Annotated in this window: 15 protein-coding genes and 2 pseudogenes; 9 read left to right on the top strand and 8 right to left on the bottom strand. The window is 57.9% G+C overall.

The window, feature by feature from the left end:
- The first annotated feature begins 66 nt into the window (after nucleotides 1-66).
- Both VSP_RS12365 and VSP_RS12360 read left to right on the top strand, forming a co-directional pair.
- Nucleotides 67-363 carry a hypothetical protein gene (locus VSP_RS12365; protein ID WP_157210855.1) on the top strand — a complete coding sequence of 99 codons (297 nt, stop codon included), beginning with the start codon at nucleotides 67-69 and terminating at the stop codon, nucleotides 361-363.
- Nucleotides 364-644: 281 nt separating this feature from the next.
- Nucleotides 645-4556 carry a DUF7133 domain-containing protein gene (locus VSP_RS12360; RefSeq protein ID WP_009960949.1) on the top strand — a complete coding sequence of 1304 codons (3912 nt, stop codon included), beginning with the start codon at nucleotides 645-647 and terminating at the stop codon, nucleotides 4554-4556.
- A gap of 326 nt (nucleotides 4557-4882) precedes the next feature.
- On the opposite strand, the pseudogene VSP_RS35140 reads toward VSP_RS12360, so the two are convergent.
- Both VSP_RS35140 and VSP_RS12345 read right to left on the bottom strand, forming a co-directional pair.
- A pseudogene (locus VSP_RS35140) lies at nucleotides 4883-6380 on the bottom strand (IS1380-like element ISVsp19 family transposase).
- 810 nt (nucleotides 6381-7190) lie between these two features.
- The gene (locus VSP_RS12345; protein WP_009960944.1) at nucleotides 7191-8102 is read right to left on the bottom strand and encodes a LysR family transcriptional regulator; all 912 of its coding nucleotides are present in this window, start codon (nucleotides 8100-8102) and stop codon (nucleotides 7191-7193) included.
- Nucleotides 8103-8306: 204 nt separating this feature from the next.
- Between VSP_RS12345 and VSP_RS12340 the strand changes: the two genes are divergently transcribed.
- Nucleotides 8307-8822, top strand: coding sequence for a DoxX family protein (locus VSP_RS12340; RefSeq protein ID WP_156346515.1), 516 nt, complete (start codon nucleotides 8307-8309; stop codon nucleotides 8820-8822).
- Between the two features lie 112 nt (nucleotides 8823-8934).
- Nucleotides 8935-9753, top strand: a complete 819-nt coding sequence (locus tag VSP_RS39320) for a VOC family protein (protein ID WP_009960941.1) — start codon at nucleotides 8935-8937, stop codon at nucleotides 9751-9753.
- Nucleotides 9754-9874: 121 nt separating this feature from the next.
- On the opposite strand, the gene VSP_RS43015 is transcribed toward VSP_RS39320, so the two are convergent.
- Both VSP_RS43015 and VSP_RS12325 read right to left on the bottom strand, forming a co-directional pair.
- Nucleotides 9875-10114 (bottom strand): hypothetical protein, encoded by a 240-nt coding sequence (locus tag VSP_RS43015; protein WP_198141372.1) that lies wholly within the window; start codon nucleotides 10112-10114, stop codon nucleotides 9875-9877.
- Between the two features lie 151 nt (nucleotides 10115-10265).
- Nucleotides 10266-10781, bottom strand: a complete 516-nt coding sequence (locus tag VSP_RS12325; protein ID WP_009960939.1) for a hypothetical protein — start codon at nucleotides 10779-10781, stop codon at nucleotides 10266-10268.
- Between the two features lie 197 nt (nucleotides 10782-10978).
- On the opposite strand from VSP_RS12325, the gene VSP_RS35130 reads away from it, so the two are divergent.
- The 4 genes from VSP_RS35130 to VSP_RS40890 all read left to right on the top strand — a co-directional run bounded on the left by VSP_RS35130 (nucleotide 10979) and on the right by VSP_RS40890 (nucleotide 13936).
- Complete coding sequence (locus tag VSP_RS35130; protein ID WP_009960938.1) at nucleotides 10979-12211, top strand: GlcNAc-transferase family protein; 1233 nt, start codon at nucleotides 10979-10981, stop codon at nucleotides 12209-12211.
- Between the two features lie 4 nt (nucleotides 12212-12215).
- Entirely contained in the window at nucleotides 12216-12851 is a 636-nt protein-coding gene (locus VSP_RS12315; protein WP_009960937.1) for a glycosyltransferase family 32 protein, read from the top strand.
- Between the two features lie 22 nt (nucleotides 12852-12873).
- Nucleotides 12874-13506, top strand: a complete 633-nt coding sequence (locus VSP_RS12310; protein ID WP_009960936.1) for a sulfotransferase family 2 domain-containing protein — start codon at nucleotides 12874-12876, stop codon at nucleotides 13504-13506.
- 82 nt (nucleotides 13507-13588) lie between these two features.
- Complete coding sequence (locus tag VSP_RS40890; RefSeq protein WP_081452513.1) at nucleotides 13589-13936, top strand: glycosyltransferase family 25 protein; 348 nt, start codon at nucleotides 13589-13591, stop codon at nucleotides 13934-13936.
- Here the strand turns inward: VSP_RS40890 and VSP_RS12305 are convergent.
- Nucleotides 13897-15075 (bottom strand): ISAs1-like element ISVsp18 family transposase, encoded by a 1179-nt coding sequence (locus VSP_RS12305; protein ID WP_009959057.1) that lies wholly within the window; start codon nucleotides 15073-15075, stop codon nucleotides 13897-13899. The two genes, VSP_RS40890 and VSP_RS12305, sit on opposite strands and share 40 nt — an antisense overlap.
- A gap of 76 nt (nucleotides 15076-15151) precedes the next feature.
- Between VSP_RS12305 and VSP_RS12300 the strand changes: the two genes are divergently transcribed.
- Nucleotides 15152-15886 (top strand): hypothetical protein, encoded by a 735-nt coding sequence (locus VSP_RS12300; RefSeq protein WP_009960935.1) that lies wholly within the window; start codon nucleotides 15152-15154, stop codon nucleotides 15884-15886.
- Nucleotides 15887-15982: 96 nt separating this feature from the next.
- On the opposite strand, the gene VSP_RS12295 is transcribed toward VSP_RS12300, so the two are convergent.
- The 3 genes and pseudogenes from VSP_RS12295 to VSP_RS43960 all read right to left on the bottom strand — a co-directional run.
- The gene (locus VSP_RS12295; RefSeq protein WP_157210854.1) at nucleotides 15983-16381 is read right to left on the bottom strand and encodes a hypothetical protein; all 399 of its coding nucleotides are present in this window, start codon (nucleotides 16379-16381) and stop codon (nucleotides 15983-15985) included.
- 433 nt (nucleotides 16382-16814) lie between these two features.
- Nucleotides 16815-17279, bottom strand: coding sequence for a hypothetical protein (locus tag VSP_RS43375; RefSeq protein ID WP_232289566.1), 465 nt, complete (start codon nucleotides 17277-17279; stop codon nucleotides 16815-16817).
- Between the two features lie 300 nt (nucleotides 17280-17579).
- Nucleotides 17580-17957, bottom strand: a pseudogene (locus VSP_RS43960) (class I SAM-dependent methyltransferase); the annotation flags it as partial.
- Between the last annotated feature and the right edge of the window lie 50 nt (nucleotides 17958-18007).

Genomic DNA, 18007 nt, shown 5'->3' with positions numbered 1-18007 from the left:
GGCACGCCGGAGCCCCCAGCTCTTTTGAGCAATTGTCGCATTGGCTTTCGGCGGTAATCTATGCCCATGATCGAGCCGGTTCCCCTCTCCCCATTGCCCGTGGAAGCAGCTCCCATTCCGCCCGACGAAGTGGTGCCCCTAAAGATCGCAGCTCAGCCGGTGAACGCAGAGAAAGCCGTGTCGGTTGACCTCACCAGAGTGATAATCCTCCCCGATCCGATTCAGGCCGATCCAGTGCCCACACACTTGATTTTGCCGATTGAGATTCCAGCACAGGTGATCGCGCCGGAGGCCATCTCCGCCACCCCAGTTGTCCCCGAAGCTATCTCGCCTCAATCAATCCAGCGCGTGACACCGGAATGAAGGCAAGTCCCAGACCTTTCATGCTCCCCTTTGCAACTCCTTCTGGCGCCATCCCCGCCAACGCACCTTCGCGGCCAGCGAGCCCCTCACTTTTGGCTGAATTTGCCTTCATTTTCATCTTCTGCGCTTCAGAATTTGCAGTGAAAAGTCCACATTTGATCTCCGCGGACGTTTGATTTCTGCTGGATTCACGTTTCCTCCAGTCCCTGCTTCCCGGCCGTCGGAAATCCTTTCGGCTGTAGTTTCTTCAGTACCTGTCTCACACCCACAACCGTCCCGCCTTGTCCCTCCGTTTCAAGCTCCTGCCCGCGCTCAGCGCCCTGCTGACGACCACCTCCCTCCTCTCAGCCCCGGCCAGTCCCCCTTCCGGCTCACACTTCTCCTTTGAAGGAGATGGCTTTGACACCTGGACCGAAGAAGGCAGCGCCTTTGGCCGTGGCCCTGCCGCTGGAAAAGTTCCCGGCATGAACGGCACGGTCACTGGCTTTGCCGGTCACGCCTTTGCCTGTTCCGGCCATGGAGGCGATCCCGCCACCGGCACCCTGACCTCTCCTGAGATCGCGATCACCGGCGGCCATCTGCACTTCCTGGTCGCTGGCGGCAATCAACCTGGCAAGACCGCCGTCCAGCTTCTGGTGGATGGCAAGGTGGTCCAAGAAGCGACAGGCCAGAACAGCCTGCAGCTTCGTCAGGTCACGTGGGATCTCAGCCCCTGGCAGGGCAGGAAAGGCCAGCTGCGCATCGTGGACCAGGCCACCGGAGGCTGGGGTCTGATCGTGGCGGACGAGTTCGTCTTTTCCCCTGACAAGAACCTCGTCATCAAGGTGGAGTCACCCAAGAAGGCTGGCTCTGATGAAAATGCCATCGAGCTGGTCTCCACTCCGGTCATCCCGGGCAACAGCATCCCGAAGGGCACAAGCATCCAGATCTTTGCCACTCATGAGGGAGAGAAAGTCACCAGTCCCACGGCCTTTGCCTTTGACGAAAAAGGCGCGCTCTATGTGGCGGAGACCCACCGCTTCCGTTTCGGCATTCACGATGACCGGAACAACCGCTACTGGTACCTGGACGACATCGCCTCCCAGACCACTGCGGATCGCCGCGCCATGCACGAGAAGTGGAAGGCCAAGGTCCCGCTGGAATCCATGACGGAGAAGTCCGAGGTCATCCGCAAGCTGGTGGACGAAAACGGCGACGGCAAAGCCGACAAGATGACGGTCTATGCGGACGGCTTCAATGACCTGCTGGATGGCACCGCCGCTGGCGTCTTCGCCCATGAAGGGCGCGTGTATTTTGCCTGCATCCCCAAGATCTACTCCCTCTTGGACAAGGATGGTGATGGCAAGGCTGACCAGCGCGACATCATCGAGGACGGCTTCGGCGTGCGTGTGTCCCTCTCCGGTCACGATTTGAACGGGTTCGTGCTCGGTATGGACGGCCGCATCTACGGCACCGTGGGTGACCGAGGCTTCAGCTTCACCACCAAGGAAGGCGTCTCCTACAAGTCACCCGACCAGGGAGCGATCTTCCGGTTCGAGCCCGACGGCTCCAACTTCGAAGTCGTGCACACCGGGCTGCGCAATCCCAAGGAGCTGGCCTTCGACGAGTATGGCAACGGCATCAGCGTGGACAACAACTCCGACCAGGGCGATCCCGCCCGCGTCGTGTACATGATGGAAGGTGCCGACTCCGGCTGGCGCATGCAACATCAGGCGCTCCACACCTTCCGCGATGACATTGGCCTCCCCGAGCGCCCCATCTCGCCGTGGATGACAGAGCGCATGGCCGAGACCCGCAATCCCTCCCAGCCAGCCTACATCGTGCCTCCCGTGGGAGCCATCACCAGCGGCCCCTCTGGTCTCACCTACCACCCTGGAAGTGGTTTCCTCGAATCTGAGAAAGGCCGCTTTCTCGTCTGCGACTACCGTGCGAATGCTGCCAGCTCCGGCATCTGGTCCTTCAAGGTCACCCGCGACGGCGCAGGGATGAAGTTCGAAGATCCCTACAAGTTCAACTGGGGTGTCTGCCCCACGGATGTGGAGTACAGCTATGATGGCCGCCTCTTCGTCTCGGACTTCATCAGCGGCTGGGAATCCCACGACGCCGGTCGCATCTATGCCATCACGGCAGATTCGGAGAAGAACGCCGGTCGCACGCCGGATGTCGCCAAGCTCATGGCGGAAGGCTTCACCCAGCGCTCTCAGGACGAACTGGCGGGCCTGCTACAGCACGCTGACCAGCGCGTCCGCCTGCGCGCCCAGATTGCCCTCGCGGCCAAGGACGGCAGCACCCCGCTGCTGGTGAAGGCCTCGCAAGACCAGGACCATCTCCTCACCCGCCTGCACGGCATTTGGGGCCTTGGCATTCGCGCCCGCAAGACTGGCGACGCCGCCGCAGCCACCACCCTGGTCGCCCTGCTGAAGGACCAGGACGCTGAAGTGCGTGCCCAGGCCGCCCACGTGCTGGGTGAGGTCAAAGGCACCCCTCCTGCCAGCCTCCTGCCGCTGCTTTCAGATTCCTCGAACCGCGTTCGCGGATTCGCCGCGATCTCCCTGGGCCGCTTGAAGTCCAAGGAGGCCTGGGCCCCACTGATCGAGGTACTGGTGCAGAACGGCGATGCCGACCTCTACCTGCGCCACGCCGCCATCATGGGCCTGCTCGGTGCCGGTGGTGAGGCGGAGTTCGCCGCGCTGAAGTCACACCATGCCCCCGCGGTGCGCATGGCCGCCGTCATCGCCCTGCGCCGCCTGCACAGTCAGGAACTGGCCGGATTCCTGGTCGATGCCGAGCCCCGCATCATTGACGAAGCCATCCGCGCCATCCACGAGGAAAAGGTGGATGCCGCCCGCCCCGCGCTGAACGCGCTGCTGGATGCCTACATCGGCCCCGATGCCGCGAAGGCCCGCAAGCTGAGCCCGATGATCGCCCGGCGTGTGATCCACTCAGCCTTCCGCACTGGCGGCAAGGAGAATGCCGACCGCCTCATCAAACTGGCGGCTCAGAAGTCCTTTGACCTCGACCAGCGCAAGGAAGCCCTCCGCCTCCTGCTCCAGTGGCCGCAGCCCCATCCGGTGGACCAGTCTCTGGGCCGCCTGGATCCCAAGCCTGCCCGCGATCCCAAAGAAGTCGCTCCCGTGCTCGAGGCTGGCATTCCCGCGCTCCTCGCTGCGGAAGAGACCCTGCTCGCCCCGACGTTGAAGCTGGTGGAGGATCTGCACCTCAGCCGCTCCGCCTTCACCGAGGCCGACCTGCGCCGTATCATCACCACCCGCACCCTTCCCGCCGCCGCCCGCGCCACGGCTCTGGAATTGTGGATCGCAGGCAAGCCGAAGGATGCGGACTCCCTCCTGGTTGAGCTCTCGACCGACTCCGCCGATGAAGTCGCCGCCGCCGCTCTCACGGATCTGGCCAAGACCAGCCCTGAGAAAGCCCTGGCAGGTGCCACCCAGGCGCTCAAGTCCAAGTCGGTGACGCGCCGCCAGTCCGCCTGGACCGTGCTCGCCACCATCCCGGGGGAGGCCGCTGCCCAGCTCATCGCCAAGGGCGTGCAGGACATCCCCAGCCCGCAATCGGACAAGGAGAGCCAGCTCGAAATCCTCGAAGCCGCCGCCAAACGCGGTGAACCGGCCGTAAAGGCAGCGCTCAGTGCCTATGAGAGCGGCCTAAACCCGGCGGATCTCCTCGCCAAGTGGATGCCCGCCCTCTACGGCGGCAACGCAGAGCGTGGCGGCGGCCTCTTCTTCAGCCACGGCAGCGCCCAGTGCTTCCGCTGCCACCGTGCGGGTGAAGGCGGTCACGATGCAGGCGGCGATGCAGGCCCGAATCTGGCAGGCGTGGGCGGCAAGCATGACCGGCTTTATTTCCTTGAAGCCCTCATGAATCCCGGTGCCAAAGTCGCCCCCGGCTACGGCATGGTCTTCCTGACCCTGAAAGACGGCGGCAGCGTGGGCGGAGTGCTTCAGAACGAGACGCCCGATGCTTACGAGATTCTCGTGGCACCAGACCTCTGGAGCGTGAAGAAGGCCGATGTCGCCACCGCCTCCCCACCGGTCTCCGCCATGCCCCCTATGAGCGTCTTCCTGAACGCTCATGAAGCCCGCGACATCGTCGCCTGGCTCAGCACCCTCAAGAAGCCGCTGAAAGGCGAAGCCAAGAAGCTTGAGGCCAAACCTTACAAGAAGACCAAAGACTAAAAGACGAAAGACAGAAGACCTGAGATTTGTCCAGGGGCAGCCGCATCGGCTGCCCCTTTTTGTTTGAAGAGTGACTTCCAATGGTCCTTTCAGCCCCCTAACCCGCATTTCTCATACCCCCTGACTTGACAACCCAAGATCAGCGGGTTTTTGGGTGTGCGCCTTCTGTGGGGGGGAGACTTGGTGGGCGAAATGGGTCGGGCCAGGGGACTGAAGGCTCTCAGGGCGTGTTCAAGAGGCCTGGATGCTCTTTGCCCAGGGTTCGAAGGCATAAGCATCCCTCTGCATGGGCTGCAGATGTCCCTTTGAGTGAAAAGCCCCCGGTCTCAGGGGCTGCATCCAGCCAGTCTTTGCTGGGCCAGACCATAGACTTCTTTGAGAGTGCAGGCACTTGGCAGCTGCACATAAATGCGCCTCACGCTCACGGTGATCAGGGCCGCGATTTTGAGCAACTTCAGCCGGATCGTGCCCACCGTGGCTGTAGCCAGAGGCGTGCCGTGCAAGGCCACCGCACGCATCTGGCTCAACAGCAAATAGGCAAAAGTCGAAAACCACAGACGCAACTGGTTGCTGCTCTTCCAGGCAGTGGAAGTGCGGTCGGCAAACAGGTCCAGCTGCTGTTCCTTGATGCGGTTCTCCATGTTGCCCCGGGCGCAATAGAAGCGTTCATACAACCCGCTGCCCGTGGCAAACTGCTCCTCCCCCTGCGCCCATGGCTCCCTGGAACTGATGTTGGTGACAATGAAACGGGGGTTGGTCTTGCCCTGGGTTATTTCGGCCTTGCCGATGACACGCCGTTCCCGGCTCCAGGTCTTGAGCGTGCGGTAGCTCAACTCCTCAAACTCCCGTGCGGTTCCTTCCAGTTCGGGCGGAGCCTTGGCTCCGGCAGCTTTTGCAAGGCGCACCGCCTCGGCATCGAGCTTCGCGGCCGTCCGCCAGAAGGTGGGGGCGAGCATCTCCTGCAAGCGGACGTTGCGGGCCAGTCCAAAAACATAGTACAGCTGCGGCTGGGTCTCGATCCAGCTCATGAGCTCATCGCGGCAGAACCCGCTGTCGGCACGCACAATGATGACCACCTGCCTGCCAAACCGGCCGCGGATGGCCTTCACGATCTTCTGGAGGGCCTCCAGGGTGCCGCCTGCCGCATCCCCGTCGGCGGTGCGCAACTGTGACCACAGAGGCACATCCCCACAAAAGCAATAAAGGGGCAGGTAACAGTAGCCTTTGTAGTAACCGTGATAGAAGCGGCCTTCCTGGTGGCCGTGAAGCAGGTCGTCGGTGGCATCAAAGTCCAGGACAATGACCCCGCTTTTGCGTGGGATGGCCGCCACCGCCATCTGCAAAAGCAGGTCTTGGATCCTGTCGGCATCAGCGTGGATCTTTTTGGTGAGCGCGTGTTCCTGGGCACCCAGCTCCATGCGGTTGAGGGTGCTCTTGCCCGCCAGGGGGCAGCCTGCATCCTGCGCATGATGCCGCTCCTGCCCCAAGACATCGGCCCGCCCGCAAGCGGCAGCCAGGAGGGGATCTCGGCGCAGACAGTCGTGGTCATTGAGGTCTTCGTAGCCCAGGGCCAGACCAAAAAATACGCTGACGCAGCATGCCCGCCAGATCGTGTTCGACGAAGCGCTGGTCGCGTCGGTCCGTGAAACAACCCGCCAGCTTCTCACACAGGCCCAGCTTCTGGTCGATCTGGCGCAACAGGAGGCTGCCCCCTTCACTGGAGAGGTAACCTCCTGAGAAATCCGCCTCCACACGCCTGCCACCCAGCGCTTGAAACTCCAACTTGGCCTGTGTACACTGTGTCGCTGCTTGAGTCTGGTGCATGCCTTGGTTTTTGCCTTGGTAATCAAAGACTAATGCGCCGCTGCACCCGGCTCAAGCTTCTCGCGCATGAGAAATGCGGGCTAAGGAGCGGCGGTTTGTGCTTGCACAACCGCCGATGGTAAGCGGAGCGATTGGCGAGATGCTTCCCTGCCGCCCCCCCAGCATCCAGCGCGCTGTAGGGCAAGCGCTCCGCTTGCCACGAGCGGCCCCTGACTGAGGCAATCCCGACACTTCGGAATACCCTAAAGATGTTGTGGGGAGGTTCGGTGGCGGAGAGAAGAGAGGAGACTTCATGGGACGTTTGGCCGGGACCGGGACATGAATGTCCCTCGCTCCTTTTACTTACGGATGCGCTCTTGTGAGTCAGGTGAGGACTCGTGTCTTCTCCGTAGCGCATGCAGGCTTTGGAGTAGATCAAAACGAGAAACCACGCTCATTCACGGGACGCGCCATCCCGAGCGCTTCGATGCGAGTTACTGGTAGCTCATCCCCGAAGGGGATATCTACCACAGCCCAGGGGTTAGACGAGCCCTAAGCGAGTCAACCCTGGGTACCGCACGATGCAGCATCTCAGGTGTGGAGGCCGGTCCGATACTCATGCGTCCCCGACTTCCTCAGAAGTCCATGATGACCAACCGCCGCTCCTTGAACGACTCGCGCTTCAACAGCCTCAGAGTCCTCCTTTGCTCAACAGCCACTGAGTAAAGGCCCTCACTTCCTCCTGGCTGATCACCTGCTTGGAAGTGTGCTGCACATACACTGCCAGCTCACCTTTCATGGAGGCGATTACGCGACCATCACCCCGGCCTGTCACTTCTCTTTGCCGGCGCGTGAGTTGCGCTCCCCCACCTTCGTCAGGATCTCCACCATGGCCTTGAGCACCGTCGAGGCCTTGCCCCGCTGCCAGAGCAGCAGAAGGTCCCAGGTGGCCGCCTTGTCGATCAGCGGCACCAGCGCCACGCCGGGAGGTGGGCTCTGGGCAAAATAGTCCGGCAGCAGCGTCACCGCGCCCTCACTCGCGATCATGGAGAACGCCTCACCAATGCTCTCCGCATCAGCAATGAACTTGGGCTTGAAGCCACCGGCCCGGCAGATGCGTGTGATCCACCGATTCCGCCCCGGCACATCCTTCTCAGGTGCGCCGATGAAGACCTCCTTCTTCAGATCAACCGGGGCCAGCTCCCGCCGCCCCGCCAGGGGGTGATCCGACGGCAGCACCACGCAGACTCCCATCGTCGCAAGCTTCTTGGTGTAATACTCTCCGGCAAGCGCCGCGCCTTCCTGACCAATCAAGGCTAGATCAATCTCGCCCTGTTGCAGCGCCGCGATCTGCTCGCCCGGAGCCTGATCGAGCAGCTTCACCCGCACTTCCGGATGCCTTTTGCGCAGCTCCGTCAGCGCGGGGTTCAGGTAAAACTGGGCCGCCGAGCCGATGTAGCCAATGCGCAACTCCGAGCGCTGCCCCCGCGCCTGATGGCGCAGCTCTGCCAGCCCACTCTCATACCGTTCCAGCACCGGCTTCATGCAGGCCACCGTCGCCTGCCCCAGTGCCGTTGGCTTCACGCCACTCGTCTGACGTTCCAACAAAGGTCCCCCAATCTCATGCTCCAGAGCCTGCATCTGCCTGGACAAGGAAGGCTGGGTCACATGCAACCGGGTCGCCGCCCGATTGAGACTCCCCTCCTCCAGCACCACGAAGAACGCCCTGAGCAAATCAATCATAGAAGGAAGCTCATCTTGTTAATCCATTGAAAATCTTGTCAATCCTGTCTCTGAAAAGCTCTCAACAGCGTCAAGGGTATACGCAAAACGCATAACGGCAAGAGCGGACGGGCATTATCGCGAGACCACATGGTGAGCCATGCTCACCCCAGACAGGCAACCCGCCTGAAACAGAAAACGAAAATCTTCCATCAAGTAACCAAGATGAATACGACCTCCACTTCCCCTGCCGTGCTTAGTTCCAACACCACCGACAACGGTGTGGTCCGCACGGTCCTCAACACCGCACTCGGCACCAACAACGCCCTCGCCCCTACCGTTCTCCGAGTGGCCCTTGCCGCCGTCGTCTTCCCCCACGGTGCCCAGAAGCTCCTCGGCTGGTTCGGCGGCTACGGATATGAAGGCACCATGGGCTTCTTCACCAGCACGATGGGCATCCCCTGGATCCTCGCCCTGGGCGTGATCCTTGTGGAGTTCTTTGCGCCCCTCTTCCTGATCGCAGGTGCCGCCGTCCGCCCTGCCGCCATCGCCATCGGCACCGTGCTCGGCACCGCCATGGTGAAGGTCCACCTCGCCAACGGGTTCTTCATGAACTGGATGGGCACGCAGAAGGGTGAAGGCGTTGAATTCTTCGTCCTGGTGCTGGGCATCGCCCTCGCCCTCGTCATCTCCGGTGCTGGCCGCTTCTCGGTTGACCGTGCCTTGAGCAAGCAATCGTAATCAATCTTCAGCTCCCTTTGCCTCCGAGGGCGGCCCGGTCCGGGTCGCCCTTGAGCAACGCCCGCCCCCGCCCGCCACACCTTCCGCTCATCCACCCGCCACCTTTCCTGCCATGAATGCCCCCGCCCCCATTTCAAATGCCCCCATCACCAACTCCATCATCGGGCGGGTCATTCTCCGCACCCGCGATGCCAAGGCGCTGGGGACCTTCTACTCTCACCTGCTGAGCCTGGTCCCCGAGTCCCGCTCCGGAGAGGCTGGCACCATCAATCTCGTGCATCCCGTCAGCAAGGCCGTGCTGATCACCCTTCTTGAAGACAAGAACGCGCCTGCCCCCACACCCGGCGCTCCGGGCTTGTTCCATGTCGCGTTTCTCTTTCCCGACTTGCTGGAGTGGAAGCTCACCCTGCGTCGTATGTTCGCCGTGCCGGGACTGGACTTCCACGGAGCTGCGGACCACGCAGTGAGTTGGGCCGTTTATCTGGCAGACCCCGACGGCAACGGCATAGAACTCGCCTGGGACAAGCCCGAGAACGAGTGGCCCTGGAAGGGCGACAAGATCCAGATGGTCAGTCTTTCCCTGCCTCTCCGCACCATCCTGGCCCAACAAGATGCGGTCAAGGATGCTCCTGTGGCACCGATGCACATCGGTCACATCCACCTGCAGACTTCTCAACTCACCAACGCCCAAGCCTATCTCGACCACCTCCAACTCCGCGTCACCCAGGACAACTATTCCGGCGCCATCTTCATGGCGCGCGGACGCTACCACCATCACCTCGCCGTGAACACCTGGAACACCCGCCCCGGCATCAGCAATGCCCCAAACGCCACCGGCCTGGTGGGTTGGGACATGGCGGTTCCCGGAGACAACTCCAACCGAGGCTGGACCGATCCGGCAGGGGCTGAAGTGAGCCTGATTCCGGGTTAATCCAAAGCTTGTCCCCTGACCAAATCCGCGCGCACCCAAGCGACCACGGTTCCGAGCCTTCACACTCATAAATACTCTGACGCCAAGGGCGTCGAACATCGGTGCCAGGGGTTGCCCCGTTTTATTGTCTACCGCAACCATCAGTTGGCCAATCGGCATCCTCTCGCGCCCAAACTACGCTTTCACCACTTAAACCAAGTAGTTGCAACACCCCTTCAATCTGCTCATGAAGGGAGAGAGTGTGATTTTTTTCCGCTAGCAAAAACACCCCGGAACTTGGGCAATTTCGATAGCGTTTAATCCCAAAAGCTTGCCCTTTGCTATCTGTAAATAGCGCTATCTTGTACCAAATCAAGGTCATCACAAGTCTCAGTAAAGATCAGAAGACCTTCTCTCTCAAAGTACTCTGGCTCTTGTCCGAGAACCGCCACGTCCTCGATGGGACGGCGCAGATACTCACTTAGTGACAACTGGTTCATCGTTATGGTGTCTGTGTATTATTAAAAAAACTTTCATATGGGTGAGGTATAGAGGTAAACAATACCCCTCTTGTGGTTGACCAGTCGCCAGGTCAGTTCATTCGGCCCCTTGACCGCGTGAACAAAGTCCTCAGGCACGTCTGAGGCAGTAATCCACAGGTGCCGCGGGGCATCGCGCTCCAGCGTGTTTCGCCAATGCGAGTCCTTGGGAAGTCCTTCGGCCCAGCCGTTTCCAGCCATGATCACCGATATGAACGCCTCGGAGTCTGCGGGATCATAGCTGCAGATCGTCAGGGACTCTCCATCTCCGTTGACCCGCGATGAATGCCCCACCTCAAACACCCGGTGAATTGACGATGGATAGCGCTGTTCAGCAAATCTGGCAAGGTCAGCGGCAGTTGGAGCATAGTCCCGACGCCAATAGTCCGTTTTCGAACCCTCAAGGAATTTGAACATACCCCATCCGAAGACAGCCACCACCGACGCCACGAGGACGATACCAGCGCTGATCGCAAGGTTCTTTGCCGTTGCAGAGTCGGGAGGTGACATTCGCTGACATCCTACCGCTCACTGGTATAAAGGGTCAAGCGCATGTCATGCCAAAACCTTGAGCGCCTTCAATAGCCACTAGTTGCCCGCACCCAACCGGTTCTAAAGAATCTCTTACGGGAAGATCATTTTTTTTCGACATTCAATCATCCGATTGCTAGGGTTCCGTCAGACGAAAAGTTTTTCACGTTGAGCCTATGATTTACGTGCAAATCGCAGCATATCGGGATCCTGAACTCATTCCTACCTTGGAGGATTGCATTTCAAAAGCCAAGTATAAGAACAATCTCACTTTTGGGATCTGCTGGCAAAGTGACAGCGAAGATCGAAGACTCGATGAATGGAAGACCAGGTCAAACTTCAGAATAGATGAAGTCCCATGGCAGGAGAGCAAGGGGCTGTGTTGGGCTCGCTCTCGGATCCAGAAAATGTATGAAGGCGAATCTTTCACCCTACAACTCGACTCACACCATCGTTTTGAGAAAGAGTGGGACCGCAAGCTTCTATCCGACCTGGAGTCGATTGGAAGTCGCAAGCCCATTCTGACCACCTATGCCGGCGTCTACGATCCTCCCACCAACACAAAGGCAGGAAACGAGCCCTTCAAAATGGTCGCAGATCGTTTCACGCCGTCGGGCACTATCCTGTTTCGCCCCCATCTTATCCCAAATTGGCGCGACCTCACCGGCCCAGTCCGGGCCAGATTTGTTTCGGGACACTACTTTTTCACGATCGGCCAGCACTGTGAAGAGTATGCCTACGATCCCAACTTGTATTTCGCTGGAGATGAAATCAGCCTAAGCATCCGATCCTACACGCTCGGATATGACCTGTTTCATCCCCACCGCACTTTGGTCTGGCACGAATACACTCGTAAAGGCAGGGTCAAGCACTGGGATGATCACACCACTGCCAACAAAGAGCTGGTAGGAGCTGCCTGGCATGAACGCGATGTCGTGAGCAAAAGACGTTTGCGAAAGCTGCTGAAGGAGGAAGAGAACGAAGTGGAGTTGGGACGTTTCGGTCTGGGTTCAGTTCGCAGTCATCGCGACTATGAAATCTATGCTGGAATCAACTTCGCAGACCGACTCCTGCATAACGACACCATCGCGGGGAAGGAGCCGCCCAGCACATTCTCGACGGAGCCCGAGTGGGCTCAGCAATTCGCGCGCAACTATACTCTAACCTACAGTTGGCAGCCCACAGACGTTCTCCTGGCGGATGACCTTCAGTTTGTGTACTTTGGCATCGAGGACGCAAACGGAAAAGTTCTGTATCGGCACGATGCCCCTTTCGATAGTCTGGAGGCACTCGGTTCGGTCCAACAACGTCAAGTCCAGTTTTTGGCCGGCTCTTCCCCTGCTCGACTGGTAGTGTGGCCGGTGAGTCGCTCGCAGGGGTGGATGAAAAAGACCGTGTACTCGCTTTAAGATCATGGTTCCTCAGGTGATTCATCAGACTTGGAAGGTCAACGAGATTACCTTCTGGATTTTCAAGCGGTCCCAGGCCTCAATACGAACCCATCTGGGACACTGGCAATACAGATTCTGGACCGATGATGACCTAGACAGCTTCATCCGCGAGTGCTACTCCGCGTACTATGAACGCTGGAAGGCATTGAACAAGCCCATCAAGAAAGTTGACGTGGCTCGCTACTTCATCCTGCACCGTTTTGGCGGTGTGTATGCAGATCTCGATTTCGTCTTCACCGACTGCATCGACAACTTGTTTGAAGACGAGTCTGAATTGTATTTCTACCAGTCCACCCAAGCTCGCGTCAAGAAGTGGTCCTTCCTCGGCAATGCGTGGATGGCCGCGACCCCCGGCAAGGAATTCTGGCTGGAAGCGGTGGACTTCATGCTGGCCCTGCCAGACAACACACCAGTCTTGCGCCACACAGGTCCTCTAGCCCTGGGTGCATTTTACGAATCGCTCCTATCCAGGCAGGCCGACGTAGCTTGCATCAGAATACTCGATCCAGACATATTTGACAACGAACGGTGTGGTGATGGTGTTGGCGAGCGTCGCTACGGCTATCACATCCGCGCGGCCACCTGGCAGCGCCAATGAACTTCACTCCCAGGCACTTTACATGGTCTATCCCAATCCTCAGATCTATGACCACTTGCGAGCCATCTTTGTGCACGTGCCAAAGTGTGCTGGCACCTCAATTGAAAACGCCCTCAAAGAATCGCAAGACCGCGTTGTGGGAGGGCACACCACTGCGTTGGGCTACCGGCGAGCATTCCCCGAGAAATTCCGTGACTACTTCAAGTTCGCAATCGTTCGTCATCCGGCTGATCGCCTCGTCTCTGCATTCAACTATCTGCGAGAGAGACCCACCAACCCTGCCCTAAACAATCAGATTGTCCACGAAGCGAAAGATTTTCGATCGTTTGTCGTCAAACTTGCAGAGTCAGAGGATCTCTTGATGAAGATCGTGCATTTGATGCCTCAACATTGTTTTGTGTGCGACCCCACAATGAAAATCTTGGTGGACAAAATCTTTCGATTCGAAGCAATGACAATGACTTGGACTCAACTCTGCCGCAGATACGCTCTCAACGGCACCCCTTTGCCGAAGAGGAATGCGTCATCACATGCTCCTTGGCAGGACTGCTATGACCCAGCATCGCTGCAACTGGTGGCAAGTCTCTACCAAAAAGACTTCGCCCTTTTTGGGTACAGCCCCGTCACGCTCACTTCGCCAATGCCAAGTGACTAATCCGCATGTTCACAAAGCTCTGCCTGTGGTCAACTTTCTGTTGCCATGGCGATGACTTTTAGCGTTAATTTTTTTCTCCGTTATGGCCACCCTGAGCGACTACTTTGAACGCATTTGCATTCTCAATCTACCTTATAAGCCAGAGCGCCTGGAGAGGCTGACCCGCCATCTCGCCGAGCAAGGCTTTGAGAAGAATATAACCTGGGTAAGATCGTATTCCGGAGACAAAATGCCCCCGCCGGCATGGTGGAATGCCGGCAACGGAGCATGGGGCTGCCTTCTTTCCCACGCGCGAGTCCTGGCCGAAGCGATTGCCGACGGGATTGAGAACGTCCTCATCCTCGAAGACGATGTTGTGTTTCAACCTGATGCCGGGTCCCTTCTCAGGGCTTACGCATCTAAATTTACTCCAAGCAAGGTTTGGAGATAGTCTGTACTGAGTCCGGCTTCGAATCTGCGTTGGTTGACCGATTTTTTGGAGTTTGGGTTCTCTCGCTTGATCATTGCATGAGTCAGGCGTCGAAGGGTGGCCAGATTCTCCGCGCTGTAACCGCTTCTAGACCGGCTCTCATCTTCGCCAAAGGTCACATCTAGAACCCAGTGCAGCGAGTTTTCAATCCCCCAGTGAGCGCGTACTGAGGCTGCAATGAGCGCGGCATCGGCTTTCAAACTGCTGATGAAGTAACGCCTTTGCACCGTGGTCTGACCCGCCACGGTGCGCTCGCATTCCACCGCAGCCACGCTGCGCAGTCCCGCCCACTTTTCTGCCCCCTGCAGCCAGCATTCCACTTCCTCACTCACCCAACAGCGACGCACTTCATGCCGGCCGTGCCCATCGCTTTCCTCTTGATGAAAGTTGCCTTCTGCCCTGGCCAGGTCCTCCCCCGTGTCCAAATAGTGGCTGACCTGTTGATGGAGGCTTTCCTGGTTGCTTTTGAGGGCCAGGATGTAGTCCCCCTTTTGCTGGATGATTTTCCTGGCCACCTCCCTCTGGCAGCCCATGGCGTCGATGGTCACGATGCAGCCTTTCAACGCCAGCATTTCCAACAACTCCGGCATCGCGCCAATCTCATTGCTCTTGTCAGCAACCTTGACCTGTCCAAGGCACAGGCTCAATTCACTGGCCCAAGCCCCCACGATGACCGCAGGTGCCTGCCCTTTGTCGACGGCCCCGCGCAGTGCCTTTCCATCAATGGCGATCACCCCTTTGAGACCGCTCTCAAGCCCCTCGCTGGAGAGTTGGCGCAATACACCTTGGGTCCAGAGACTGAAGGCTTCCATGAAGCGCTTGGGATCAAGCAGGCTGAAGACTTTACGGAACGTGTCGTGACTGGGAATGCCGTTGGGCAGGGCAAGAAAGCTCTCCAACCAAGTGCGCTTCAGATTGCCGAAGGCTTCCATATGGGTGTAATGCCCCTGACCGCACAGCATGGCGCAGGTGGCAATCACCAGGATGTCGGCCAGATCATGTCGCTGGGTACGCTGCACCCTCCAGTCATCAATGCTCTGAAAAACTTCACGAAGATTGCTGTCAGGAGATGCAGAGGCGGAAGACATGCCCCACTTCATTCACACATCTTAACTAATTTCCACGTGCTTTGTAAAAACTAGATGCGTAAGCCCTGGGTCCCTTCTGAAGGGATTCATGAAGCAAGTCCCAGACGACTGGGGCCAAATCTATCTCGGTGGACAACACCTCAAGGACGCCACCCCGGTTCCGGCCTCACCATACGTGTTGAAATGCCATTGTGTGAATCGCACGCATGCCTTTGCCGTACACAGCCGCGCCATGGTACGCATGCACCAGCATATTTGGCACGCACCTGACTACATCCAGCACCCAGGTGGATGGCACATTGATCACCAACTGGGAATTGCACATGAGCGCGGGGACTGGCCGGTGTACAGCCCTTCATACTGGATTGCGGGCCAGGATGAAGAATGGAGCAACATCAGCGGTAGATACAACTCCCGACACTGGTGGCATCCCCGTGAGTGGTCTCGACACCTACCGTTTGTCTGGATCCCTTCTGGAGTAGGGGCAGCGCTCCATGGTGACGAAATCAATCTCCATGGTGGTTACAACCTCAAATCAGGCACCTTTGAGGACATATCCCTCGATGTTGCCGCAATCAGTGATGATCGTCTTTTGCACTGGCTGGACTGCGTTGGAGGGGAAGCATTGGACATCGAAAGACTGCCAGCAATTCAACATCCAGCAATCACTGCCACTCGCCTCAACAAGGTATGGCCTGGGGGATGCATACCCTGGACGCCAAAACAAATGAGCGCCTCAAAGGAAGAGATGTACAAACGAATATCTACGATGGCGATGAAAGTGGCCATCAACACCGAAAGCCCGCGCTCTCAAATCTCATAAATGGGTTACCTCCCCATTTTCAGAACAAGCTTGCCCAAAAAATGAGCTGACACTGGCGGCCGCCTCCTGCGGTGGTAAGTCTAACCACAATCCACTCTAGGCGATCAGCTCTTTGACAGAAGAGAAAAATGACTCGTTTGCTGCGCGACACTCGTCCACCGCACCCTCATACTCTTGCGCCCGATCCAGCACCTCCTTCCAGTGCTTTCCGTCAGTGACGATTGCGGGGCGATACTTCAAATGATAGTGCCGAGAACTAAAGGGATATACAATCACCCTTCGCTTTAACAACGTAGCCCAATACATCCCGTGATAAGTATTTGTTACAACAAACTCTCCAGACAATAGAAAATCGACCACAGATTCGAGGCTTTCGGCATGGTTGGTCAACGTCGGGAGACCCATTCTATCTGGAATGTTGTCAGGCTCCCCACCATGCCGGTAGACGACAACCCTGTGTGATGGACGCTCCTGTCGATCAAACTCGGGAGACATACACGAGACACATGGCACCCATCTATGACTAGTGGGGTAGTCTCGCAATCCAACCAAATCGCATCGTTGAAGCCACTCCGGATCTTGAGCTTCGGCAACCCCATGGGTGTTCGTACCTACACCCCAGACCACAACAGGGCTGCTGGTGGCTTCCAAATGGCGCAATACCCGATCAGTGAACCATGGATGGAGCAAACCGCCGCCTCCGATAATTAGAGGCAAATCCCCTTGCGGGGTGCAGCCCAAATCAAGCCTCCTCGAATTGAGATCAAAATACAGAGTCGGAGCGCAAACTCTGTCGCCCAAGTTTTGCGTTTCCAAGGCATGAAGATTTACAATTGTCATTTATTGGCCATGTCGAATATTTGGCTAGTGAGTCAGATCGCCGATGTTTATCGCAGACAGCATAAGTGCACTCATGACGCCCGAGGAATCAGGAAAGTGGAAATGATTCCCTATCCACCATCATCTTCTCCAAGCGATGATTTTGACCGTGATAGGCAAGAAACACGGGGTTCACTCTCCCTAAATGCAGGCGATCTGCAAAATTGTAGTTCCAGCACGGGTTGATCGGATGCATCACGTCAGGGAAATGGGCTTGAAGACCATGCAAGGCAGCTTGCTCCAGCCACGGATTGTTCACCACCCGATCATGATCGGCCCACGCCACAAGCAGCATTGCCAGTGAGAGTTCATGATCAAAACGCACCGCCCGCACTCCACAGTTGAAATGCGGAATATTGTTCGCAAACCCTGCATAGACAACTCCGATCCCGCCCGCCTGAAAGGCATGATGTGGGGGAGTCTGCATATCGGCAAGCATCACGTCAGCATCAAGTGTAAGTATCGCATCGTGATGTTCACTCAGCTTAAGCTCCCAGTCGAGCTTCGACCACATCGGGCCCCTCGGTGCCGCAGTATTTTCCCGAACTTCCTTATACTGCCAACCGTGGCGCGTAGCCCAATTGCGAATGTCCCCCCCTGCAAAGTCCAGCAACATCGAGTCCCTTTTCCCGATCCCTACTTGAAGCACTACGCCACACGTTGCTTGTCCTTCAGATTCCCACTTGTTGTTCACCATAAGGAATGACGAGAGCTTCTCGTTTGTGGTGAGGGAAATGGCGCAATTCCACCTCCTGGCAAACTCTCGCACAGCTCGAACCACTCCAGGAAACTGGTGAGGATGGAAGTCATGCCCCATAATCCACCCTCCGTTTCTAACCGCATGGCGGGCCGCCGCGAGCTCATTTGCAACATGACCATAGGAATGATCGCTGTCTAGATAGACCCAGTCCAGGCTGCTAGGCTGCTGCTCCCAGAGCCAAGCATGAGTTCTGGACCTGACAATCTCGATAGGCCATCTTCGCCACTCTTTGCACTTGATCTCGTAGACTCGCCCCAAGTCGATTGTTTTCACGTTGTCCCCGTTCACATCTCCGCTGGTAGCGGCACCCGCCCAAAAGTCGACTGCATAGACTCGTGAGGGTTCGCACGCCTGGCATATTTGTTCGGTAAACTCTCCTTCAAAGACACCCAACTCGGCCCCTATTGAACCAGAGGGAAGACTCTCAAACATTGACCTACGTGTAGGAAAGGTGGATCGACGGGAAGTCATGCAGCGTAAAC

This window comes from Verrucomicrobium spinosum DSM 4136 = JCM 18804 (assembly GCF_000172155.1).
Taxonomy (GTDB): domain Bacteria; phylum Verrucomicrobiota; class Verrucomicrobiia; order Verrucomicrobiales; family Verrucomicrobiaceae; genus Verrucomicrobium; species Verrucomicrobium spinosum.
The sequence above is the reverse complement of the archived record's forward strand: the minus strand, read 5'-3'. Positions and strand labels throughout refer to the sequence as shown.